The organism is Thermonema sp. (assembly GCF_026003375.1).
GTDB classification, from domain to species: Bacteria; Bacteroidota; Bacteroidia; order Cytophagales; family Thermonemataceae; genus Thermonema; species Thermonema rossianum.
Genome location: NZ_BPHD01000002.1, coordinates 962,501 through 985,106 on the forward strand (window position 1 = coordinate 962,501; position 22,606 = coordinate 985,106).

Consider the following 22,606-nt stretch of genomic DNA (forward strand, 5'->3'; position numbering starts at 1 on the left):
TTGATGAGCGCCACTTGTGCGATGACCTTAAAAAAGGCAGCATCTCCACTTTCTTCCCCCTTACGAACTACCTCTTCGTCGCCTTCCAGTTTTTGATGGATTTCGGTAGTGGCTTTGTAAATCAAGAAGAGGCCACCGGCCAGCAAGATTAAATCGCGTCCGCTTAGTTCGTAACTGCCTATTTGCAGCAGGCTTTGATTCAAGCCTATCATCCAAGAGAGGGCAAACAGCAAAATCACGCGCGGAATAAGGGCAATAACTAAGCCCCAGTTAGTGCCTTTTTTTTGTTGGTGGTCCGGTAATTTGCTGGCAATGATAGAAATGAAAACAATATTGTCAATGCCCAGCACAATTTCCATGAATGTGAGGGTTACTAAGCTGATAAGCGACTCAGTAGTGAGCAGGTGATTCAAAATCTCCATGTCAGTTTTTTCTTTTAGAATGCACAATAAAAATACAAAGAAAAAGACAACTCGCAAGTTCATGTCTCTACTATTCAAAAGCAATGCCAGAGTAAGGCTTGCATCACGTGTAACTGAACACCACCATCGGGCAAATTGTTGTAAATTGCATGGTCAATGACAAAGTGAATGGACAATGGAAACGAAGAAAGACGAAGAAAAAGACTTAAAGAAAAAACGACTAAGCAAAGAGGGTTTAAAAAAACTGTGGCGTATTGCCCGTTTTGCGGCTCCTTATAAAAGTTACTTCATCATAGGCATGTTTTTCCTGGTGCTTTCTACGCTTACTGCCCTGGCATTTCCCATGCTTGCGGGCAAGATCACCGATGCTGCCAACACTTCTTTGTTTGGAAAAGCCAAGCAAATCATAGAGGGAGACAGTTGGGCGCAGTGGTTCAACTCAGTGGATCGGGTGGCTATTGCTTTTTTAGTTATCCTGCTGATTCAGTCGGTGGCTTCTTATTTCCGCATTTGGCTTTTTGCTATCGTCACGGAGCGCTCTATTGCCGACATACGTGCCACTTTGTATGAAAAGATGCTGGGCTTGCCCTTGTCTTTTTTTGAAAAAAACCGTGCCGGTGACCTTACCAGCCGTTTGAGTGCCGACATCACACAGCTCGAAAGTCTTTTTTCCTTTAATCTGGCAGAGCTCTTCCGGCAGGTAATGACGCTACTCATTGGTGTGACGGTTATCTTTTTCACCTCTACACGTCTTGCATTGGTCATGCTTGCCACCTTTCCGGTGATGATAGGCGCTGCTATTTTGTTTGGGCGTTTTATCCGGAAGCTGTCGCGTCGCAGGCAAGACGCACTGGCACAAGCCAATGTGGTATTGGAAGAAACGCTCCAGGCCATACAGGTAGTAAAAGCCTTTGTCAATGAGCTGTTTGAGTTGGGGCGCTACCGTCGTCGCCTGAACGAAGTCGTACAGAGCGGACTGTATGCTGCCCGTTACCGTGGTGTTTTTATCTCTTTTATCATCTTTGCTCTGTTTGGGGGCATTGTGTTGGTGCTTTGGTATGGAGCAACGCTTGTAGAAGCGGGCGAGTTGCAAGTGGGTGAACTGTTTTCTTTCATTCTGTACACGGTTTTCATTGGCGGCTCGCTTGGTGGCATGAGTGACTTGTACGCTCAGCTGCAAAAAAGCATTGGGGCTTCGGAGCGCATCTTGGAAATACTCGAAGAGCAAGGCGAAGTGCCTGCGCTTGAGAAAGATTTACCCGCCTTGCAAGTGAAGGGCAATATTCGTTTTGAAGACGTACGCTTTGCCTATCCTACCCGTCCGGAGGTGGAGGTGCTCCGGGGCATTAGCTTCGATATACGTGCCGGTGAAAAGATAGCCTTGGTAGGGCATAGCGGGGCAGGGAAGTCAACCATTATTCAGTTGCTTTTGAAGTTTTACGCCCCTTTGAGCGGGCGTATCCTGGCAGATGGGCAAGACCTGCAGACGCTCGACACACGGGCTTGGCGTAGTCATATAGCCATTGTGCCGCAGGAAGTGATTTTGTTTGGGGGCACCATCCGTGAAAATATAGCCTACGGCAAGCCTGATGCCACCGAAAAAGAAATCATCGAGGCGGCTCGACAAGCCAATGCTTGGGATTTCATCGCTCAATTTCCCGACGGACTCGATACCGTGGTAGGCGAAAGAGGCGTGAAGCTATCCGGCGGGCAGCGCCAACGTATTGCTATTGCCCGTGCTATTTTGAAGAACCCTTCTATCCTGATTTTAGATGAAGCGACCAGCTCTTTGGACGCCGAGTCGGAGCAGGCAGTGCAGCAAGCATTGGAAACACTCATGCAAGGACGCACAACCATTGTGATTGCCCATCGCTTGGCAACCGTGCGCAGCATGGATAAAATATTGGTACTGAAAAATGGGCGTATTGCCGAAGCCGGTACACACGAAGAGCTGCTTGCCCATGAAGAGGGCATTTATTACAACCTTGTACGTTTGCAGTTAGAAGACAACTATAATAGCAATTCAGCCAAGGCGTAGTCGGCAGCTAAAATGGCAATGCAACTGCTTGTAACTGCCTGGGTGCTCGATAGGCCTACTTCGAGCGCCCCGCCTTGTGTATAGTAGCCCTTAAAAGAAGATATGGTGGTAATAAGGAAAGAAAACACTACTGTTTTAATAAGTGCAAAAGTGATGTTGTAAGGAACGAATTGCTCCCGCAGCCCTTTTACATACTCATATTCGGTAACCACGCCTGTAAGTACGCCGGCAACATAGCCGCCCAACATAGACAAGAAACCCGCCATAATCACCAGGAGGGGAAAGGTAAGCAGGGCAGCAATGACTTTCGGAAACACCAAATAAGACACCGAGTTGATGCCCATCACCTCCAAAGCATCGATTTGCTCGGTAATGCGCATGGTGCCCAGGTTACCGGCTATGTTGGAACCTACTTTGCCGGCTAAAATGATGCTGATGATGGTGGGGGCAAGTTCCAGCAAGGTGGTATCGCGCACCAACAACCCTATGATATACTTAGGAATCAGTGGGCTGACCAAGTTGTAAGCGGTTTGGATGGCCGTTACCGCACCTATGAAAGTAGAAACAATCACTACAATGAATACGGAGCTAATGCCGATATAGATGCATTCGTCCAAGATGGCTTGCAGGTAAATACGAGGGCGCTCACGCAAAAACAGCATTTTACCCAAAAAAATAAAGTAACGACCGACCAGTGCCAGCATAGCTTTGAGGTTTGTTGAATATTGTCAGTCGAAAAAAAAACAAAAAATAGCACAAAGACAAATAGCCTTAAGGCAGCTGTAAGAAACCGGTATCGCCTTGGTCCAGTTTCATGCGGTGCTCTCTGACCGTGTAGGTGATGCATTCAAGCAGTAGTCTTTCGAGATTCTGCCGGTCTTCGGTGTTCATTTCGGTCTTGCCGCTTGTGTATTTTTTGTAATAAAGAGGCAGCTTATGGTAGAGTGCTTCCAAATAGCGGCATTTCATGCCCGTGAGGTCCACCCCGCCGGTTTCGGATTCTATATGGGCAATGAGCACCTCGAAATCGCCACGAAGGCTGTCATAAATTTGCTTCACAATCTGCTCCTCCTCGGTTGTATCGATGGTGCCGTCTATTAAATATTTGCCAAACAGCCCTCTGAGGCTGCTTTCTATTTTGTTTTCCATACGCCGCATGATGGCTTTGACGCGTTTACCTGCTCGTTTTTCCAAATAAACGCCCAATAGCACCAGTGCAGAAAATCCGATGATGATAACCCAAAGCCACATGAACAGAAATGATTGTTTTCAGAACAAAGATAATTATACTTCCCTGACTTTTTTATCGTTACTACGTTAAAAACAAAAAAATATCAAAGCCTATGAAAAAATATCTCTATTGGCTCGGATGCTTATTTTTGGGGGCTTGTCAAACACAAGAAACTACCCAAAACAAAATGGACAAAATTGTTTACCCCGAAACCCCAACGGTTCAGCAGGTCGATAACTATTTCGGCACGGAAGTAGCCGACCCTTACCGCTGGTTGGAAAATACCGACTCGGCGGCGGTGCAAGAGTGGATAGCCGCGCAAAACAAACTTACCTTTTCTTACCTGGATAAAATTCCATTTCGTGAGGCTATTAGAAAGCGCCTCGAAGAAGTGTGGAACTTCGAGCGCATGAGTGCACCCACGCGCGAGGGGGATTATTACTATTACACCAAGAATGATGGGCTTCAGAACCAAAGTGTGATTTACCGGCGCAAAGGAATCAACGGTGCGGAAGAAGTGGTGCTTGACCCCAATACCCTTTCCGAAGACGGAACAGTGGCAGTAGGTAATTGGAGTATCTCGCACGACGGGCGTTATTTTGCTTACTCTACCTCTGCAGGTGGTTCCGATTGGCAAGAAATAAAAATTATTGATTTACAAACCAAAAAGACACTCGATGAGCATTTGCGTTGGGTGAAATTCTCGGGTATTTCCTGGTATCGCGATGGTTTCTTCTATAGCCGCTATGATGCACCGCCCAAAGGAAAAGAATACGAGGCGAAAAACGAATACCACAAGGTGTATTATCATAAAGTAGGTACTTCGCAAGATGAAGACCTGCTGGTGCATGAAGACCCCAAGCGTCCTTTGCAAAATTTCTACACTCAAACCACTGATGATGAGCAGTATTTATTCATTCATATGCCTGAAGGCACCGGCGGCAATGCCATCTGGTGGCGTCCCTTGGCACAGCCGCAGGCTGCTTTTAAACCGCTTATCAATACTACCGAATATGAAAACAGCATAATAGGTACCTTGGGCAACAAGATTTTGCTGCTGACCAATGCCGGTGCGCCAAAATACCGCTTGGTATTGGTTGACCCCCGGCAGCCTGCACCGGAACAGTGGCAAACCATCATTGCCGAGCCGGAAGACGAAGTCTTAAGCAGTGTGGCGCATGTGGGCAACCGCTTGATTGCCGTTTTCATGAAGGATGCAAGCCACCGGGTGCGGGTGTACGATGTCAACGGTAAGCTTGAAAACGAAATACAGTTGCCTACCTTGGGCACTGTGGGGGGCTTTACCGGTAAAGTGAGCGATAAAGAGACTTTCTTTGTTTTCAACTCTTATCTGTTCCCGCCTACGGTGTATCGTTACGACATAGAAAAACAACAAACCGAAGTGTTTTTCCGTCCTAAAAGCACCTTCAACAGTGAGGCTTACGAAACGCGTGAGGTTTTTTATAAAAGCAAAGACGGCACGCCCGTGCATATGTTCTTAACTCACAAAAAGGGTCTGAAAAAAGATGGCAACAACCCCGTCTATCTTTATGGATATGGCGGATTTAATATCAGTATCTTGCCGGGCTTCGACCCGCGCATAGTTCCTTTCTTGGAAGCCGGGGGCATTTATGCTGTAGCCAACTTGCGCGGTGGAGGAGAATATGGCGAAGAATGGCACAAAGCCGGCATGCTTGAAAACAAGCAAAATGTATTCGATGATTTTATTGCCGCTGCCGAATATCTGATTCAAGAAAAATATACCAACCCTAAAAAAATAGCCATTTCGGGGCGTTCCAACGGTGGCTTGCTCATTGGGGCTTGCATGACACAGCGCCCTGAGCTGTTTCAGGTGGCTTTGCCGGGCGTGGGCGTATTGGATATGCTGCGCTTCCATAAGTTTACCATCGGTTGGGCTTGGGTCAATGAGTACGGAAGCAGTGAGGATTCCACCCAGTTTCAATATTTGCTCAAATACTCACCGGTGCACAATGTAAAAGATGCCGACTATCCGGCTACTTTGGTTTACACTGCCGAATATGACGACCGGGTGGTGCCTATTCATTCATTTAAGTTTATTGCTGCCTTACAAGCGCATCAAAAAGGCGAGCGCCCGGTGTTGATTCGTATCGATACCAAAGCCGGACACGGCGCCGGCAAGCCGGTCAGCAAGCTGATAGACGAATGGGCAGACATATGGGCGTTTACCTTCCATAACTTGGGCATGACCTTCCCACCAAAGCAATAAAAAAACCTAACTGCACAAAACATATCGCACGGGCACGCTCGCCCGTGCTTTTTTTATTTTCCGGAAAGAAGAAACTGCCTACGATTGTCTCAAAATCAGACACTTTGTCTTTGCTTTGCAATATTTTTCTGACAAAATCTGCCACTATGTCCTTGTGTTGCCTTTTGGCTTGCCCTTTGTATATAAAAAAGGCAAAAAACAACAATTAAAAAGGAGGATAAGATATGAACTTTGACAAGTATACCATCAAATCGCAGGAGGTCATCCAACAGGCAGTGTCTATTGCACAAGCCAATCAGACCTCTGTAGTGGAAACCGGACACCTGCTCAAGGCCGTCCTGGAAAGCGATGAAAATGTAACGGGTTTTCTGTTCAAGAAGCTGAACGTAAACCTGAACTACCTGAAAAGCAAATTAGAAGAAATTATCAGCTCTTATGGCAAGGTGAGTGGTGGTAGCCCGCATTTGTCCAACGATGCGGCACAAGCACTCAAGCGCGCCGAAGACTATCTCAAAAACTTCAACGATGAATTTGTTGCCGTTGAACATATTTTATTGGGGCTTTTGAGTGGTAAAGACCGCGTAGCGCAGCTGCTGAAAGATATGGGCGTTGCCGAAAAGCAACTCATACAAGCCATCAAAGAGCTGCGCGGTGGCGGACGTGTAACCGACCAAAATGCTGAAGCCAAGTACCGCTCACTGGAGCGCTATTCGAAGAACCTGACCAAGCTGGCAAAAGAAGGTAAGCTGGACCCCGTCATCGGGCGCGACGAAGAAATTCGCCGTGTGATGCAAATACTATCGCGGCGCACCAAAAACAACCCTATCTTGTTGGGTGAGCCCGGTGTGGGTAAAACTGCCATTGTAGAAGGCTTGGCACAGCGTATTGTGGCCGGCGACGTGCCCGAAAACCTGAAAGACAAACAACTGGTAGCCCTTGACATGGGCTTGCTGGTAGCCGGTGCCAAATATAAAGGCGAGTTTGAAGAGCGTTTGAAGTCGGTGATTAAAGAAGTAACTGATTCGAATGGCCAAATCATTTTGTTCATCGACGAAATCCATACTTTGATTGGTGCCGGTGCAGGCGGCGATAGCGCCATGGATGCTGCCAACCTCTTGAAACCGGCTTTGGCACGTGGCGAGCTGCGTTGTATCGGGGCTACCACGCTCAAAGAATATCAGAAATACATAGAAAAAGACAAAGCACTGGAGCGCCGTTTCCAACCGGTCATGGTCGATGAGCCCAGCATCGAAGATGCCATTTCCATCTTGCGTGGTTTGAAAGAACGCTATGAAGTACACCATGGCGTGCGCATTCAAGACGATGCCATCATTGCAGCCGTAGAGCTTTCGGTGCGTTATATTACCGACCGCCAACTGCCCGACAAAGCCATAGACCTGATTGACGAGGCAGCGGCACGTTTGCGCATCGAAATAGACTCTATGCCCGAAGAGCTCGACGAACTGGAACGCCGCATCATGCAATTGGAAATTGAACGCGAAGCCATCCGTCGTGAAAACGACAAGGAGAAAGAAGCGGCCCTTTCTAAGCAAATCGCCGAGCTTTCGGAACAGCGCGACGCACTGAAAGCCAAGTGGAAGCAAGAAAAAGAGCTTGTGCAGCAAATACAGAGCATCAAGGCAGATATCGAAAACCTGCGCATCGAGGCAGAGCAAGCCGAGCGCGAAGGCGACTACGGGCGTGTGGCTGAAATACGCTATGGGCGTATCCTCGAAGCCGAGAAGCGTTTGGAAGAACTGCGCAAGCAGCTGCATGAAATACAGGGCGAAAAACCCATGTTGAAAGAAGAAATTACTGCCGAGGACATCGCCGAAATCGTATCGCGCTGGACCGGCATCCCTGTATCGAAGATGCTGCAAAGCGAACGGGAAAAGCTCTTGCACCTTGAAGACGAGCTGCACAAGCGTGTGGTAGGGCAAGACGAAGCCATCCGTGCTGTATCGGATGCCATTCGGCGCAGCCGTGCCGGCTTGCAGGACCCCAACCGTCCGATTGGTTCGTTTATCTTCTTAGGTCCTACCGGTGTGGGTAAAACCGAGCTGGCAAAAGCCCTTGCCGACTACCTCTTCAACGACGAAAACGCCATGGTGCGCATCGACATGTCCGAGTATCAAGAGCGCCATTCGGTGAGCCGTCTCATCGGTGCGCCTCCCGGATACGTAGGCTATGACGAAGGCGGACAATTGACCGAAGCAGTGCGCCGGCGTCCTTATTCGGTGGTGCTCTTGGACGAAATAGAAAAAGCGCACCCCGACGTGTTCAATATCTTGTTGCAAGTGCTTGACGACGGGCGCCTGACCGACAACAAAGGGCGCACGGTCAACTTCAAAAACACCATCATCATCATGACTTCGAACATGGGGGCCGAGCTCATTCAAGCCAACTTTGAAAACATCACCCCCGAGAACGAAGACGAGGTGGTGGCACAAACCAAAGAACAAGTGCTTGACTTGCTGAAACGCAACTTGCGTCCCGAGTTCTTGAACCGTGTGGATGAAATCATTATGTTCCGCCCGCTGTCGAAAGAAGACATCCGCGAAATAGTAGAAATACAACTCAAACAAGTAAACAAACGCCTCGAAGCCGAAAATATCGAATTGGTAGTGGACGACAGCATCTACGACCTCTTGGCAGACGTAGGCTTCGACCCGCAATTTGGTGCCCGTCCGCTGAAACGAGCCATTCAGCAACTCATACTCAACGAGTTGTCGAAAGAAATCATCGCGGGCAAAGTAAAAGAAGGCGACGTGGTGCACGTATCCTTCGACAGCAACGAAGAACGAGTGAAGTTCGAAGTAGTGGACAAAATAGAAGCGTAATCATAGCCCTGAACTCTTCCACCGCAAGAGGCGGCTTCCTTTGGAAGTCGCCTCTTTTTTTTTGAATAAACAACCTTGTTGCAAGCTTGCAAAAAAGCCCGTCCATAAGCAGCAGACCGTATATTCGTACCATTGCCTTGGCAAGTTAAACTTAAAAAGAAAACAACTATGACACGCTACACCGCTTGGACACTTGTGCTACTTACCGGTATATGGCTGCTTACTGCTTGTAAAAAAGACAAAGACGTGGCGCCATCGGTAGTCGATCGTGGAATTGTTTCAAGTAATGCCTCAAAGAATCGCTTCGATTACATCTCCGGCAGAAGCAACTACTCATCCGCAAAGTTCTATAATGTAGGGCATGGGGCGGATTTGATAAGCTATTACAATGGCATTACTCTTTATAGGGACGCCTGGGGGATGTCTTCCCTCGTAGATGTAAATACAGGTGACGTACTGTACACCGGTTATTATTATATTGAAGCTCCCGGGGCTCCCATCCTGATTTACAAAGACATGGCCCTGATTCATGAAAGAGTTGGAACAGGAGATGCCCGCCTGATTATGATGAAGATTGACGACAAGAGCATTGTTTGGGAGCGCAGCACCCCCGGATTATTTAGTTTACGTGGCGTTGTAGGAAAATATGCAATTGGAAATTCCAATGGCGATTGCTATATCATCGACCTGGACAACGGACAAGGCATGAGGGTGCCGGAAATAAATGCTTTTACAAACTACTTCGTGTCGAACTATAACAGCTTTGCAGTACTGAAAGCATATGATAATGAAATCCTTTTTTACTCGTCGGACGGCACTTTAAAGAAAAGGGTCGTGCTGTCGGACAAAATAGAACTCTGGATTGGGGAATATTTTAGTTCTGCTTACAAAGACTTGGCTTTGATAGTAGTAGGCGTGAGCAATCTATCATTTAAAATGTTTGCATTGGATATGAAGCAGGAGAAAGTATTGTGGGAAAAAACATTATCACAAGATAAACAATACGTTTCCTTTTCCAATGATGACAGATACGCATATGCACTTCTTTACAAAGAACAAGAAGGCAAGTATTATTTGGAACTGAGCGATATAAAAACCGGAGAACTTGTTGAAACCCTCGCGGTACCGGATGGCATTTTGCCCGCTAATTGGATTTCCGGTGGTTATCGTATTTCATTGAACCCGCTTATGCTGCGAAACTATTGGATGTTTTTCTATGTAAAAGAAGGAACGGCTTATATCCGGGCTTTCGATAAAGCAAGCAGACAATGGAAACAGTGGACGGTGACGCTTCCTGTAAATGCCCGTTCTTTTGATGCAATTACATTAGATGAAAAAGGGAGGATCTATATCGATTGTGAAGGATATAAGGGCTTTGTAATGATTGAGTAACCCGGTTGATTAGTATTGTACCGGCTGCTCGTTGTGAACGGGCAGCTTTTTTACATTTATGCGGAAACTGCCGGATGCGTTTTTTTGCCTTCCGGTTTGATAGTGGCATGCATATCTTGAAGCAAGACAGGTCATTCTTGCCGTGTTCCCCCAAAGGCGTACCTTTGAAGGGACACGGCTCGTCTTTTTGAAATTAAGGTTTGGGTTTTTCCACAATATTGATTTTGAGTGTATTGGTTTTTTTCCGCGCCTTGATAGGCATACTTGCCATTTTAATGATAACATCCCCTTCGCGAATGAAGCCCCGCTCCCGTAGAATGTCTTCTATGTCTTGGAAGGTAGTGTCGGTGCTTTCGTATTTGTCGTAGTAAAAAGCCCGCACGCCCCATACCAAATTAAGGGCAGTGAGCAGCTGCCGGTTACTGGTAAAAATAAAAATATCTGCTTCGGGCCGGTGACTTGCGGTGCGAAATGCCGTAAAGCCCGAATGAGTCATGCCCACAATGGCTTTGGCATTCGTATGCTTAGCCAAAGTACAGGCTGCCGCCACCAAGCTGTGGTGAATAAAATCCGGTGACTGTTGGTTGGCTACTTCCAAGTTTTGATGATAGATGCTTTTAATGTGTGTTTCGGTGAAGTGAATGGTGCGCACCATGCTTTTGATTACCTCCAGCGGATATTTGCCTACTGCCGTTTCGGCGCTGAGCATGATGGCGTCGGCGCCGTCAATGACGGCATTGGCTACATCGTTGGTTTCGGCACGAGTAGGGCGGGGATTCTGTATCATGCTTTCCATCATTTGGGTAGCGATGATCACCGGCTTGGCTGCCCGTTTGCATTTATCCACAATCATTTTTTGAACGACGGGCACCTCTTCGGCATAGGTTTCCACGCCCAGGTCGCCACGTGCCACCATGATGCCGTCGGCGGCTTCTATGATGCTGTCTATGTTTTTTACGGCTTCCGGCTTCTCTATCTTGGCAATGATGCGCGTATTTTTGCCTTTTTGCCGGATAAGGTGGCGTAAAAGATGCACATCGGTAGCCGTGCGCACAAACGAAAGGGCAATCCAGTCCACACCTGCTTCCAGTCCAAAATACAAATCTTCGGTGTCTTTCTCTGTAAGGCAGGGCGTGGACAGATGGCTGAAAGGCAGGTTGATGCCTTTTCTTGATTTAAGCACACCACCATAGAGCACTTCAGTGATAACTTCCTTTTCGGTGCGTTCCAGCACCTTGAGCTGAATGTTACCGTCGTCGAGCAAGATGATTTCGCCTTCTTTGACATCCTCCGGAAGGCTTTGGTAGGTCGTGCTTACCCGTTCGGCATTGCCTGTGGTTTCTTCTATGGTGATGACGAAACGCTGCCCTTTTTTGAGTTCTACTTCGCCGTTTTCTATTTCGCCGATGCGTATTTTAGGACCTTGCAGGTCCTGCAATATGGCCAGGTTGAACCCATATTGTTCATTGATGGCACGAATGTGACGTACGACCTCGAGATGCTCTTCATGTGAACCGTGCGAAAAATTGAGGCGGAAAACATCGACCCCTTCGCGCGCCAGCGCCAAAAGCATTTCCGGGCTGCGAGAAGCCGGTCCCACGGTTGCTACTATTTTGGTTTTATTGAAGGTGTTTAGCATAAGACAAGCTTGGTTTGAAAAACAAAAGCAGTTTAATGAAATTGACCGGCATAAAAAAGTGGCAAAAGATGAATTTTGTGTAAAAAGAAACGAAAGAACAGATAAAAACAAAAAGCCGCACCATGCAGTGCGGCTTTCGTTTGAGAGCCCCCCACAGGACTCGAACCTGCAACCTACTGATTACAAGTCAGTTGCTCTACCAATTGAGCTAGGGAGGCTTGTCATTGTTTTGACGTTGCAAATATAAAATACCGGCAAATAATATGCAAGTGTTTTCTTCAAAAAAAATGAAACGTAAAGAAGCAGCCGCTTTACAGGCTGCTTCTTTTATCAGCCGCCCCCGGTTATCGAGGGTTTTTCAGGCAAAGCCCCAGTTCTTCCAACTGCTCGGGTGCAATGGGCGAGGGGGATTCTATCATTACATCACGGCCGGAAGTGTTTTTGGGGAAAGCAATAAAGTCGCGAATAGACTCACTGCCACCCATCAAAGCACACAAGCGATCAAAGCCAAATGCAATGCCCCCATGAGGCGGTGCACCATAGCGGAAGGCATTCATTAAAAAGCCAAACTGTGCTTCTGCTTCCTCTTCGCTGAAGCCTAAAATTTGGAACATCTTTTTCTGAAGCGCTTGGTCGTGGATACGGATAGAGCCGCCGCCTACCTCCACGCCATTAATGACCATGTCGTAGGCATTGGCGCGTACCTTGCCCGGTTCACTGTCAAGCAAAGGAATATCTTCGGGCTTGGGCGAAGTAAAGGGGTGGTGCATGGCATAATATCGTTGGGTTTCTTCGTCCCATTCCAGCAGTGGGAAATCAATCACCCATAAAGGACGGTAAACATTTTCGGGACGCAGCCCCAGGCGGTTGCCCATCTCCAAGCGCAGCTCGCAAAGTTGCTTGCGCGTTTTATCCGCTTCGCCGGCAAGTATGAGCAGCAGGTCACCGGCTTGAGCGCCCATAGCCTCTGCCCATTGCTTGAGGTCGTCTTGTGAAAAGAATTTATCTACCGACGACTTAAACGAGCCATCCTCTTGGTATTTCACATAAACCAATCCTTTGGCACCTATTTGTGGGCGTCGTACAAAGTCGGTGAGCTCATCCAGCTGTTTGCGGGTATAATTGGCACATCCCGGAGCACAAATGCCCACCACCAGCTCGCTGTTGTCGAATACCTGAAAGCCTTTGCCTTTGGTCAGGTGGTTCAATTCGACGAAAGTCATGCCGAAACGGATATCGGGTTTGTCGCTGCCATACAGGCGCATGGCTTCGTCGTAGCTCATCTGCGGGAAGTCGTCCAGTTCTATGCCTTTCACGCTTTTGAATATATGCTTGACCAAGCCCTCAAACATTTGCAAGATATCTTCTTGCTCCACGAAAGACATCTCACAGTCTATTTGCGTGAATTCGGGCTGGCGGTCGGCGCGCAGGTCTTCGTCGCGGAAACACTTCACAATCTGATAGTAACGGTCAAAGCCGGCCACCATCAATATTTGCTTGAAGGTTTGCGGTGACTGTGGTAAAGCATAGAACTGCCCGGGGTGCAGGCGTGAAGGCACCACAAAATCGCGTGCCCCTTCGGGGGTTGACTTGATAAGCACGGGGGTTTCTACCTCAATGAACTGTTGGGCATCCAGATACTCGCGTGTGGCACGTGCCGCGCGGTGGCGCAATTCCAAGCGGCGGCGCATGATGTCGCGGCGCAAGTCCAGATAACGATACTTCATGCGCAGGTCCTCACCACCATCAGTTTCATCTTCTATCAAGAAAGGGGGCACATCCGAAGCATTAAGCACCTTCAGGCTATCAACAGCCACTTCTATGTCGCCGGTGGGAATTTTGTCGTTTTTTGAAGCGCGTTCAATCACCGTTCCGCTTGCTTGCACTACAAACTCGCGCCCCAGGGTGCGTGCAACTTTGAGCAACGCTTCGGGTGCTTTGCCTTCCTCAATCAGCAATTGAGTGATGCCGTAGCGGTCGCGCAGGTCTATCCAAAGCAGGTGCCCTTTGTCGCGAATGGCACGTACCCAGCCGGATAAGGTCACTTTTTGTCCTACATGCTGTATTCGAAGTTCTCCACAAGTATGCGTTCTTAACATAAGTAAATGCTTTTTATGAAGGCTATAAGATTACTGTCTGTTTGCTTGTTAAAAGGCAAAAGTATAGTTAGCATTGAAGAAGACAAAGCACTCAGCGACTTTTTTTTATGCGATCCGGGTTTTCTTTCACAAAGGCATCCCAACTTTTCGCCTTGCTGATTTGCAAGCCACTTTGCAGGTAATGACAAACAGCCACCCCCAAGGCATCGGTGGCATCCAAGAGGGTGTCGTCTTCGAAACGTATATTGAGCAGCCTTTCCAGCATACCGGCTACCTGCTCTTTCGAAGCATTGCCATTGCCTGTGATCGATTGCTTTATTTTACGCGGTGCATACTCCATAATAGGTATTTCGCGCACCAGAGCTGCCGCCATAGCTACGCCTTGCGCCCGCCCCAGCTTCAACATAGACTGCACGTTCTTTCCGTAAAAGGGGGCTTCCAATGCTAATTCATCCGGTGCATAGTGTTCTATTAATTGGCTGACACGCTCGTAAATACGCTTCAACTTGAGCGCCTGACTGCTAAGCTTGTGCAACTCAATGACGCCATAGTGTATGGCTTCCAAACGATTGCCCTCTACCCGTATCAATCCATAGCCCATTACTTGGGTGCCCGGGTCAATGCCTAAAATAATTCGCTCCTTTGCCAAAGGTCTGTTGTTTACTGTCTTTCAAAGATACATGTTTTGTGTCGATACATATCAATAGCTCTTTTTTGCTTTACAGGTCCTTTTTTGAACCTTTTTTTTGAAAAAACTGTGTTCTTTTGTTGAATTAAGGTTAAATTTTTAACCATATTTTTGATAGAAAGTGTTTGTTTTTTAGATTTGTGGTATCGAATTAAACCTAAAATTAAAAAAACATGCCAACGCTTCGTTTTCGCGCCCTCCTCGACGCACAAAACCGCCCGGCCGTACAAGTGCAAGAGCCGGAGGAAAATGTAACTCGCTATTTTGCTACGCAGGTCTTCAATAAAGAAGCCATGCGCCGGTATCTCAGCCACGAGACCTACAAAAAACTCATGTATGCCATAGAGCATGGCGAAACCATCGACCTGGAGCTGGCCGACGCCGTAGCCGCCGGCATGAAAAGCTGGGCTATCAGCAAAGGGGCTACCCATTTTACCCATTGGTTCCAGCCCTTAACCGGCCTGACCGCAGAAAAACATGATGCCTTTTTTGACATAGACAGCGAAGGGCGAGCCATCGAGAAGTTTAAAGGCTCCGAATTGGCACAGCAAGAGCCCGACGCCTCTTCGCTGCCCAGTGGTGGTATTCGCTCCACTTTCGAAGCCCGTGGCTACACGGCATGGGACCCCAGCTCGCCGGCTTTCATTATGGAAATCAACGGCAGCAAAACCCTTTGTATTCCCACCATCTTTATTTCTTATACCGGCGAATCACTCGACTATAAAACCCCTCTGTTAAAGTCTTTGCATGCCCTCGACAAGGCAGCTACTGCTGTTTGTCAATATTTTGACCGTGACGTAAGCCGCGTGGTGGCTACCTTGGGACCCGAGCAAGAGTATTTTGTCATAGACAAGGCTTTGTATTATGCCCGCCCCGACTTGGTAGCCTGTGGGCGCACCCTCTTCGGGCACACCCCCGCGCGCGGGCAACAGCTCGAAGATCACTATTTCGGCTCTATTCCGGCACGTGTGCGTGCTTTCATGATAGACTTTGAAACCGAAGCCCTCAAACTGGGCATTCCTATCCGTACCCGCCACAACGAGGTGGCGCCGGCGCAGTTTGAATGTGCTGCCACTTTCGAAGAAGCCAGCGTGGCAGTTGACCACAACCTCCTGCTCATGGACATCATGGAAAAAGTGGCTGACCGCCATGATTTGAAGGTGCTCTTTCATGAAAAGCCTTTTGCAGGGGTGAACGGAAGCGGCAAACACAACAACTGGTCTATGATGACCAATACCGGTGTGAACTTGTTGGCGCCCAGTACCAAGGCAAAAGAAAATTTGCGTTTTTTGGCTTTCTTCGTCAATGTTATTAAGGCAGTACATGACCATGCGGACTTGCTGCGTGCCAGCATCATGTCGGCAGGCAATGAGTATCGCTTAGGTGCCAACGAAGCGCCTCCGGCTATTATCTCCGTCTTTATTGGTGAAGAGCTGACTAAAGTGATAGAAGAGCTGGAAGAAAAAGCCACGGTGAAAATAAACAAAGGCGATAACCTTTACATGAAGGTGGGCATCAGTAAGATACCGCCTGTTTTGCGTGACAACACCGACCGCAACCGTACCTCGCCTTTCGCTTATACCGGAAACAAGTTCGAATTCCGCGCCGTGGGCTCTTCTGCCAATTGTGCTTCGAACATGATTGTGTTGAACACCGCAGTGGCTGCCCAGCTGCAGCAGTTCAAGAAGGACGTGGATGCACTCATAAAGAAGGGCGAAAAGAAAGAAGTAGCCATCGTACGCGTGTTGCGCGACTACATCAAGGCATCGAAGCGCATCTTGTTTGAAGGAAACAACTATTCTGAAGAGTGGGCGAAAGAAGCCGAAAAACGCGGATTGACCAACATCAAATCGTGTGTACGCTCCTTGGAAGCCTTTGTGAAGCCCGAATCGGTGGCGCTTTTTGAAAGTCAAGGTGTGTTTACCAAGCGGGAAGTAGAGGCGCGCTACGAAATCATGCTGGAAGCTTATGTGAAGCGCATCCAGATTGAATCGCGCATGATGGGTGAATTGGCTCTCAACCATATCATTCCGGCGGCTATCAACTATCAGAACCGCCTGCTTGAAGCCTTCGAGCGCATGCAGCGTGCCGGCATTGAAGAAGAAAATCTCGAATCTATTAAAATCACCATTCGCAAAATTGCCGAGCATGTAAACATGCTGCAGAAGAAGGTGAAAGAGATGATAGATACCCGCAAGGAAGCCAATAAGATTGAAGACATACGCCGGCGCGCCGAGTTTTATACTGACGAGGTGAAGCCTTTATTTGATGAAATCCGCTATCGTGGCGACAAACTTGAGCTCATGGTGGACGACGAACTTTGGCCACTTGCCAAATACCGCGAGCTGTTGTTTGTGCGCTAATCGCTATCTTGTTCATGGTTCCTGAGGGAAGGCGGCAGCAGCTCGTCTTCCCTTATTTTTTTCGGCAGCAGCCATTCGTCTTTCAGGTGAATGCACACGTGCCCTTCACCATCTTCTATTTTTATTTTCAAAAAATCTGAAGGTACCAAGCGCACCAAAAGGCGCACAATCCCTTCATTGTGTCCTATGAAAGTGCCATATAGGCGGCAAATGCCTTGCGCATGTGCATGTATGCAAAGGCGCAGCATGAGCGCGTGCCCCAGTCCCTTGCCCTGCCAGTCGTCACGCACAACAATGGCAAATTCGGCACTCTTGACTTTTTCTGAAGGGCGCATGTAGCGGGCAACGCCTATAATCTCTTCTTCCGCCTGCTGCCTCAGGCAAGCAGCCAAAGCGAAGTCATGTTGGTAATTGACTTGTGCAAATTGTTGGGCATATGCCCGTAGCGTGCTTTCATCCAGATGCTCCGTATAGGTTTGAAAACGATAAAAGCGTGACTCAGCCGACAGCCCCTCATATAGCTTTAAGAGGCGTTCCGCATCATCGGGCATCAGTGGGCGAAATACTATCGGCGGCGTACCGTTCATGTAAGTTGCAGCTGTCAATAAATAAACGACTTGATGAAAGATAATCACTTACCGGCAAATAAAAAACAAAGACTTACAGCATAAAGATGCTGCAAGTCTCCCAATCCTTCAACCAGCTATGAATGTTGAATGTGTGTACAAATATAGTAAGTTTCAGGATTATAGTTGCATCATTTGTAGAAGTTGTTTAAAGTTAAAAATTAAAAAGAGCGAATACTAACTCTCTTTTTGTTTTGTAAAGAAGAAAGAAAGAATTAGTATTCGCTCAAAAAGACATGGTATTAAGCAAAGATATAATAAAGTTGTTTGAGTGAACATATGACGAAAGCGGGCAAGTGCGGTCTTGTACCGCTTTCTTTTGTTTTATGCTCTACCGCTTCTGCAACTATATTTTTTTATATATTGCTTTCTTAAATCGAATGCCTGCCTTTATGCCTGCACCTTTACTTTTCTGCACCGAGAATTACCGCTATCTTTACGACGAAGTAGCCGATTTGATGCCTTCAGTAGAAAAAGGGGCGGTAGAGCGGCGTGTGTTCCCCGACGGCGAGCGCTATCAGTGTTTGCTCTCCGGCGTGGAGGGACGCGACGTTATGCTGATTGGCGGAACCATTTCCGATGTGGATACACTCGAGCTCTATGACTTGGCGTATGCCATTGCCAAATATGGTGCCAAGTCTTTGCGGATTGTTATTCCTTTCTTTGGTTACTCAACCATGGAGCGTGCGGTGCGACAAGGTGAGGTCGTTACTGCCAAAACCCGTGCCCGCCTGCTGTCGGCAATCCCCAATACAGGTACTTTGGTGAAGTATTATTTGATTGATTTGCACACCGAAGGCATACCGCATTATTTTGAAGGCAATGTAACAGCATTGCATGTTTATGCCAAACCCGTGATTATAGAAGCCGCACGGCAGTATGGTGGGGCGCATTTTGTGCTGGCTTGCACCGATGCCGGCCGTGCCAAGTGGGTAGAATCGCTTGCCAATGACATGGGCGTGGAAGCGGCTTTTGTGTTTAAAAAACGACTGAGCGGCGAACAAACAGCCATTACAGGCGTGAATGCCGATGTAGAAGGAAAGACCGTCATCATTTATGACGATATGATTCGCACAGGTGGCTCGCTTATAAAAGCAGCGCAAGCCTACAAAGAGGCCGGTGCCCGTCGCATTATAGCTATTACTACGCATGGTATCTTTGTGGGGCAGTGCGTGGAACGGATTCAGCAGTCAGGTCTTTTTGAAAAAATCATAGCGACCAATACGCACCCCAATGCACTGAAATATACCGGTCATCCATTGGTAGAGATTAGAAGCGTAGCCGCACTGATTGCCCGTCATTTAAGTATATAGTGCTATGTGGCAGCCCGGAAAAGAAGCTTTAAGGTCTTACTTATATGCCAACATATTGGGCTGGTTGCTGCTGTTTACAGCCAATACGACCGCCTATATCTTGCTGAGTGTAGGGGAAGGCTGGCTGGTGCATGTCGATGTTTATCTGCAGGGGGCATTTATCAATATCTTTTTAATAGGCTGTTATTTCTGGGCAGACTATAAGTCTGAAAAATACCGGGAAGCGTCAGCGCTTTTTCATCTGAAGCGCCAAGCGCATTATTTGTTGCTAATCATGTTGTTTGGGGCAGCTGTGCAACTGCTGCTTACCTTGTGGCATACTTCTTTACTGTCTTGGGCAGCGCGCTATGTGTACATCAGCTATTTGATGCACATAGTTCTTTTTGCCTTGGCGAGCCATATCATGCTGTTTACTTATCGTAACTTACTCTTCAAAAAAGCGCCCCGGCGCGTACATCGTTACTGGACAGTATTTAGTTATTTACTGCTGGCTACACTTATCTTTAATTACTTTCGCCTTCCCGTAAGTGCCCCGCCGGTGTGGATATCTTTGTTGGTATTGGGGATACTTGCCTTCATGCTCTCGATAAACCTGCGTTGGGTTGCCTACTTGGATGTGAATGAGAAGGGAAAAGCCATTGTCATGATAGCGCTTGCCGTATTTGCATATGGCTACTTTGGTCTTTACTTTTACAATTACCATCAGCGCAACTTGCTTGAGTTCAACGTCGTTTATAACGTATATCTGCTGGCTGCTGCCGGCTTTGTGGTGCTGTATAGCATACTCGCAAGCTTGGTATTGTTGTTCAATATTCCTATTAGCCGCATTTTTGAAAGCAAACTAAAAGACATCCTTGCTTTTCAAGAGCTTACCCAGTCCTTGCAAATTAGTGATACCGAAGAAGCGCTTTTTGAAAACTTGCTGCAGCAAGCCTATCGTACAGCCCAAGCCGATGCGGTGGTTTTGGAGGCAGTGGCGCCGGATGGAATGTCCACCCATTTGTTTACAAAAAACATTTCACTTACCGAAGCACGTAAAGTAAAAGCACATATTCAGAACCAAAAGCTTTATCACGCTTTGCTGGAAGCCCTGCCCGGCAGCAATGTGCCGAAAGAAACTTTGACAGCTATTCCCTTTAAGACGCATCACAGCATTTCCATAGTAAGCCACAGCCACAAGTTGGGCGATTTGCTGCTGTTACGCTATGCCGATGAGCCTTTTCAGCAAGAGCAAATCGAAATGATCGATACTTTTGTCAAACAGGTAGGCGTGGCTATTGAAAACAAACGTCTTATACAAGAAATCATCAATACAGAACGGTATAAGAGGGAGCTGGAAATTGCCAAAAACGTACAGCAAAGCTTGTTGCCTGCACGCTTCCCGGTTACCGATAAATTATCGATACAAGCCATCTCCACGGCTGCCCATGAAGTAGGAGGCGATTACTATGACTTCCATCTCGTCGATGAAAGCCGCCTGTATTTAGCCGTAGGCGATGTTTCAGGAAAAGGCACCAGTGCTGCTTTTCATATGGCAGAGGTAAAGGGCATTTTTCAGGGGCTTGCCCCGCTCGAGCTGCCTCTTGAGGTACTGGCAAAATATATCAATCAGGCAGTGAATACTTGTGTGCCCAAGGGTACTTTTGTTGCGCTTTCGTTGCTTCATATCGACACCCGCCGGCATACGGTAGAGATACTACGGGGGGGGCATTGCTTCCCCATCTATTACAGTGCCGCCAAGCGCCGGGTCGAACTGATCAAACAACCCAGCATTGGTATGGGCATTGTGAATAGCGAGCGTTTTTTACAGCTGAACAAGACATCAACATTGACCTATCAGCCCCACGATATTTTGGTGCTATACAGCGATGGTATCACCGAAGCGCGTAATGAAAAAGGCGAAGAGTTTGGGGTAGAGCGGCTTATGGACTTGATACGCCTGCATGCAGCGGAAAGCGCGGAACAAATGATGATGGAAATCAACCGCGCAGTGAATCATTTCTTACAAAACCGTCCTTTGCGCGACGATTACACCTTGTTGGTTATTAAGTTTAAGCAGTGATTTTCGTACCTTTACCCCTTCTTGAAGCTGACATTTAACCTAAAAAATCAAATACGACTATGGACCTGTTCAATATAATGGGCAAACTCAAAGAGATGCAAGCCAAAATGAAAGAAGCACAAGCGCACTTGCAAGAAATAGAAGCCGAAGGCGAAGCCGGGGCAGGATTGGTAAAAGCGCGTGTCAATGGTGTGAAGCAAGTATTGAAAGTAGAGATAGATCCTTCCTTGGTTACCGTTGAACAAAAAGAAGTGCTTCAAGATTTGATGGTGGCAGCCATCAATGTAGCTATGCAAAAAGCCGAAGAAGCAGCCCAAGAATATCTTCAAAAGACAATGAAAGACAGCATGCCCAACATCCCCGGTTTGGATTTTTTGATGAATCGTTAAGGGCTCATGCAAAAAAAGGTCGCCATTGTTGTTTTGAACTATAACGGGCTGCACTGGCTGAAGACGTTTTTGCCGTTGGTATGCGCGCGCTCGCCCCAAGCCGACTGCTGGGTGGTGGACAATGGCTCCACCGACGGCAGCCTTGCGTGGTTACGGCAACACATGCCTGAAGTAGCTTGTGTGGCACTGGGGAAAAACTACGGCTTTTGTGAAGGCTATAACCGGGGCATCGGGGCTTTGCCCAAGCAATACGATTATTTCATTCTGTTGAATTCCGACGCCTGCCCGGCTGAGGGATGGTTGGCGCCCATGATAGACCTGATGGATGCCTGTCCACGCATAGCAGCCTGCCAGCCCAAGGTACTGCGTTACGACCCCGAAGCAGAGAACCCCTTTACTTCCAAATTTGAATATGCCGGGGCGGCAGGGGGCTTTATCGACCGTTATGGCTATCCGTTCTGCCGGGGGCGCCTGTTCAATACCTGTGAAATAGACAGGGGGCAGTACGATAGCCCCGCTCCGGTAGCGTGGGCAACCGGTGCCTGCCTTTGCGTGCGTGCTGCCGACTGGGAACAAATGGGAGGCTTCGACCCCTTGTTTTTTGCACATATGGAAGAAATAGACCTTTGCCTGCGTTTGTGGGCAAATGGGCGCAGTGTTTACTGTGTGCCTGCTTCGGTGGTGTATCATGTGGGCGGTGGCACCCTGCACAAGCAGAATCCGCAAAAAACCTATCTTAATTTTCGAAACAGCTTATTTCTGCTTTACAAACATTTGCCGCCCCGCCAAAAACAATGGCAGATTTTTCTTCGCTTGCTGGCCGATGCACCGGCGGCGCTTGCATTATCTGTGCAAAGCTGTGACCTCCGCCATCTGTGGGCAGTCATAAAAGCGCATGGAAGCTTCCATGCCCATAAAAAACGTTTGCGTGTGGTGTCTTCATCTGCATGGCAGAAAGTTACCTATCCGGGAAGTATCGTGTGGAACTATTTCGCCCGTAAAAAAAGGCGGTTTTCTGACTTGTGTTGGCAGTTACCCTTCCCGGAAAAGCAAAGCACGGCGCCAACGCAAAAAACGACGTAAACGGGTAATAAAAGCAATGGCAAGGTAAACGAACACTGGTGAGCCGAAGGTTAAGAAGGTAGAATAAATGAAGAAAAGGCGTACACTAAAAATAGACACACCAAGCCGCTCGGCAAGCAGCGTGCACACGCCAAAAAAGCGCCACTCAATAAACTCCCGTAACCTTTCCATGC

17 protein-coding genes and 1 tRNA gene (1 of these 18 only partly in view) are annotated in these 22,606 nt (G+C 47.8%); 9 read left to right on the forward strand and 9 right to left on the reverse strand.

What is annotated here, in order from left to right:
* Window positions 1-422, reverse strand: partial view of a TerC family protein gene (locus tag QVE43_RS09365; protein ID WP_288006411.1) — the beginning only. 427 nt of this gene lie to the left of the window's left edge; 422 of the gene's 849 nt are visible here — the first part of the coding sequence; the start codon lies at window positions 420-422; the stop codon falls past the left edge of the window.
* Window positions 423-597: 175 nt separating this feature from the next.
* On the opposite strand from QVE43_RS09365, the gene QVE43_RS09370 reads away from it, so the two are divergent.
* Entirely contained in the window at window positions 598-2,460 is a 1,863-nt protein-coding gene (locus QVE43_RS09370) for an ABC transporter ATP-binding protein (protein WP_288006414.1), read from the forward strand.
* Here QVE43_RS09370 and QVE43_RS09375 read toward each other — a convergent pair.
* Both QVE43_RS09375 and QVE43_RS09380 read right to left on the reverse strand, forming a co-directional pair.
* Entirely contained in the window at window positions 2,433-3,161 is a 729-nt protein-coding gene (locus QVE43_RS09375) for an ABC transporter permease (RefSeq protein ID WP_038032189.1), read from the reverse strand. The two genes, QVE43_RS09370 and QVE43_RS09375, sit on opposite strands and share 28 nt — an antisense overlap.
* A 70-nt stretch (window positions 3,162-3,231) precedes the next feature.
* Window positions 3,232-3,711 (reverse strand): hypothetical protein, encoded by a 480-nt coding sequence (locus tag QVE43_RS09380; RefSeq protein ID WP_038032145.1) that lies wholly within the window; start codon window positions 3,709-3,711, stop codon window positions 3,232-3,234.
* A gap of 92 nt (window positions 3,712-3,803) precedes the next feature.
* Between QVE43_RS09380 and QVE43_RS09385 the strand changes: the two genes are divergently transcribed.
* From QVE43_RS09385 to QVE43_RS09395, 3 genes are all read left to right on the forward strand, one after another.
* Window positions 3,804-5,939: a prolyl oligopeptidase family protein gene (locus QVE43_RS09385; protein WP_288006417.1), complete on the forward strand. Its 2,136-nt coding sequence runs from the start codon at window positions 3,804-3,806 to the stop codon at window positions 5,937-5,939.
* A 224-nt stretch (window positions 5,940-6,163) separates the two neighbouring features.
* Window positions 6,164-8,779: an ATP-dependent chaperone ClpB gene (gene clpB, locus QVE43_RS09390; RefSeq protein ID WP_288006419.1), complete on the forward strand. Its 2,616-nt coding sequence runs from the start codon at window positions 6,164-6,166 to the stop codon at window positions 8,777-8,779.
* 168 nt (window positions 8,780-8,947) lie between these two features.
* Window positions 8,948-10,171 (forward strand): hypothetical protein, encoded by a 1,224-nt coding sequence (locus tag QVE43_RS09395; protein WP_288006422.1) that lies wholly within the window; start codon window positions 8,948-8,950, stop codon window positions 10,169-10,171.
* A 193-nt stretch (window positions 10,172-10,364) separates the two neighbouring features.
* On the opposite strand, the gene pyk is transcribed toward QVE43_RS09395, so the two are convergent.
* The 4 genes from pyk to ruvC form a co-directional block, all read right to left on the reverse strand.
* On the reverse strand, window positions 10,365-11,810 hold the full coding sequence (pyk, locus tag QVE43_RS09400) for a pyruvate kinase (RefSeq protein WP_288006425.1): 1,446 nt from the start codon (window positions 11,808-11,810) through the stop codon (window positions 10,365-10,367).
* 145 nt (window positions 11,811-11,955) lie between these two features.
* Window positions 11,956-12,028 (reverse strand) — tRNA-Thr (locus tag QVE43_RS09405).
* Window positions 12,029-12,154: 126 nt separating this feature from the next.
* Complete coding sequence (gene aspS, locus QVE43_RS09410; protein WP_288006428.1) at window positions 12,155-13,909, reverse strand: aspartate--tRNA ligase; 1,755 nt, start codon at window positions 13,907-13,909, stop codon at window positions 12,155-12,157.
* 91 nt (window positions 13,910-14,000) lie between these two features.
* Window positions 14,001-14,558, reverse strand: a complete 558-nt coding sequence (gene ruvC, locus QVE43_RS09415) for a crossover junction endodeoxyribonuclease RuvC (RefSeq protein ID WP_288006431.1) — start codon at window positions 14,556-14,558, stop codon at window positions 14,001-14,003.
* A 212-nt stretch (window positions 14,559-14,770) separates the two neighbouring features.
* On the opposite strand from ruvC, the gene QVE43_RS09420 reads away from it, so the two are divergent.
* Entirely contained in the window at window positions 14,771-16,960 is a 2,190-nt protein-coding gene (locus QVE43_RS09420; RefSeq protein WP_288006434.1) for a glutamine synthetase III, read from the forward strand.
* Here the strand turns inward: QVE43_RS09420 and QVE43_RS09425 are convergent.
* Window positions 16,957-17,547, reverse strand: coding sequence for a GNAT family N-acetyltransferase (locus QVE43_RS09425; RefSeq protein ID WP_288006437.1), 591 nt, complete (start codon window positions 17,545-17,547; stop codon window positions 16,957-16,959). The genes QVE43_RS09420 and QVE43_RS09425 overlap by 4 nt on opposite strands.
* A gap of 431 nt (window positions 17,548-17,978) precedes the next feature.
* On the opposite strand from QVE43_RS09425, the gene QVE43_RS09430 reads away from it, so the two are divergent.
* The 4 genes from QVE43_RS09430 to QVE43_RS09445 are packed head-to-tail and all read left to right on the forward strand — an operon-like array spanning window position 17,979 to window position 22,433.
* On the forward strand, window positions 17,979-18,899 hold the full coding sequence (locus QVE43_RS09430; protein ID WP_288006440.1) for a ribose-phosphate pyrophosphokinase: 921 nt from the start codon (window positions 17,979-17,981) through the stop codon (window positions 18,897-18,899).
* 4 nt (window positions 18,900-18,903) lie between these two features.
* The gene (locus QVE43_RS09435; protein ID WP_288006443.1) at window positions 18,904-20,961 is read left to right on the forward strand and encodes a SpoIIE family protein phosphatase; all 2,058 of its coding nucleotides are present in this window, start codon (window positions 18,904-18,906) and stop codon (window positions 20,959-20,961) included.
* Window positions 20,962-21,020: 59 nt separating this feature from the next.
* Window positions 21,021-21,350 (forward strand): YbaB/EbfC family nucleoid-associated protein, encoded by a 330-nt coding sequence (locus QVE43_RS09440; protein WP_288006446.1) that lies wholly within the window; start codon window positions 21,021-21,023, stop codon window positions 21,348-21,350.
* Window positions 21,351-21,356: 6 nt separating this feature from the next.
* Window positions 21,357-22,433, forward strand: a complete 1,077-nt coding sequence (locus QVE43_RS09445; protein ID WP_288006449.1) for a glycosyltransferase family 2 protein — start codon at window positions 21,357-21,359, stop codon at window positions 22,431-22,433.
* On the opposite strand, the gene QVE43_RS09450 is transcribed toward QVE43_RS09445, so the two are convergent.
* The gene (locus QVE43_RS09450; RefSeq protein WP_288006452.1) at window positions 22,383-22,604 is read right to left on the reverse strand and encodes a PspC domain-containing protein; all 222 of its coding nucleotides are present in this window, start codon (window positions 22,602-22,604) and stop codon (window positions 22,383-22,385) included. The two genes, QVE43_RS09445 and QVE43_RS09450, sit on opposite strands and share 51 nt — an antisense overlap.
* Between the last annotated feature and the right edge of the window lie 2 nt (window positions 22,605-22,606).

Bases quoted from the DNA above. Each gene is read 5' to 3' on its own strand.
- QVE43_RS09445 (WP_288006449.1), top strand. From the start codon at position 21,357: ATGCAAAAAAAGGTCGCCATTGTTGTTTTGAACTATAACGGGCTGCAC.
- QVE43_RS09380 (WP_038032145.1), bottom strand. From the start codon at position 3,711: ATGTGGCTTTGGGTTATCATCATCGGATTTTCTGCACTGGTGCTATTG.
- QVE43_RS09385 (WP_288006417.1), top strand. From the start codon at position 3,804: ATGAAAAAATATCTCTATTGGCTCGGATGCTTATTTTTGGGGGCTTGT.
- QVE43_RS09420 (WP_288006434.1), top strand. From the start codon at position 14,771: ATGCCAACGCTTCGTTTTCGCGCCCTCCTCGACGCACAAAACCGCCCG.
- QVE43_RS09425 (WP_288006437.1), bottom strand. From the start codon at position 17,547: ATGAACGGTACGCCGCCGATAGTATTTCGCCCACTGATGCCCGATGAT.
- clpB (WP_288006419.1), top strand. From the start codon at position 6,164: ATGAACTTTGACAAGTATACCATCAAATCGCAGGAGGTCATCCAACAG.
- QVE43_RS09370 (WP_288006414.1), top strand. From the start codon at position 598: ATGGAAACGAAGAAAGACGAAGAAAAAGACTTAAAGAAAAAACGACTA.
- aspS (WP_288006428.1), bottom strand. From the start codon at position 13,909: ATGTTAAGAACGCATACTTGTGGAGAACTTCGAATACAGCATGTAGGA.
- QVE43_RS09435 (WP_288006443.1), top strand. From the start codon at position 18,904: ATGTGGCAGCCCGGAAAAGAAGCTTTAAGGTCTTACTTATATGCCAAC.
- QVE43_RS09450 (WP_288006452.1), bottom strand. From the start codon at position 22,604: ATGGAAAGGTTACGGGAGTTTATTGAGTGGCGCTTTTTTGGCGTGTGC.
- pyk (WP_288006425.1), bottom strand. From the start codon at position 11,810: ATGCTAAACACCTTCAATAAAACCAAAATAGTAGCAACCGTGGGACCG.
- QVE43_RS09430 (WP_288006440.1), top strand. From the start codon at position 17,979: ATGCCTGCACCTTTACTTTTCTGCACCGAGAATTACCGCTATCTTTAC.
- QVE43_RS09440 (WP_288006446.1), top strand. From the start codon at position 21,021: ATGGACCTGTTCAATATAATGGGCAAACTCAAAGAGATGCAAGCCAAA.
- QVE43_RS09395 (WP_288006422.1), top strand. From the start codon at position 8,948: ATGACACGCTACACCGCTTGGACACTTGTGCTACTTACCGGTATATGG.